This window comes from Limnospira sp. PMC 1279.21 (assembly GCF_032349615.1).
In the GTDB taxonomy this organism is placed as follows: Bacteria; Cyanobacteriota; Cyanobacteriia; order Cyanobacteriales; family Microcoleaceae; genus Limnospira; species Limnospira fusiformis.
The window spans coordinates 1-626 of sequence record NZ_JARPLU010000489.1 but is presented as its reverse complement, the minus strand read 5'-3'; the positions used below and the strand labels follow the sequence as shown (position 1 = coordinate 626).

1 protein-coding gene is annotated in these 626 nt (G+C 46.6%); it reads left to right on the top strand.

What is annotated here, in order from left to right:
• Positions 1-60: 60 nt before the first annotated feature.
• Positions 61-626: Uma2 family endonuclease (locus tag P5683_RS25585; RefSeq protein ID WP_315641271.1), on the top strand; the 566-nt coding region annotated here is incomplete at its 3' end.

Here is a 626-nt window from a genome sequence, read left to right as displayed (position 1 = left end):
GGCTATACTAGAAAACAGCTTCAGAGATTAGCCCGACTCATCTAGTCGGAGAAAATAACTATGGTTCAACAAGTTTCCCCAACCGTAATTTATCCAGACAGTGACGGACAGCCGATGGCAGAAAATACCCAGCAATTCCAGTGGATTGTGGTAATTAAAGAAAACTTAGAAATTTTGTTCGCCAATCGGCCTGATGTGTTCGTGGCGGGAGATTTACTCTGGTATCCGGTGGAAGGAGATAATAAAACCCGTCAAGCCCCCGATGCCATGGTAGCCATAGGCAGGCCGAAAGGTCATCGAGGTTCCTATCGGCAGTGGGAGGAAGATAATATAGCGCCCCAGGTGGTGTTTGAAATTCTCTCACCGGGGAATCGTTTGGCGGAGATGAACCGGAAATTTAAGTTTTATGAGCGTTATGGGGTGGAAGAATATTATATATATGACCCGGAGCGTTTGGATTTGGCGGGATGGCGGCGTGGTGAGAGTGAGTTAAAAATGATTGAGGAAATGTCTGGTTGGGTGAGTCCTCGCCTCCAGATTCGCTTTGAATTTCCGCCCACGGGTTTAGAGTTATATTATCCCGATGGTCGTCGTTTTTTGACTTCTGTAGAGTTACACCAACAAGC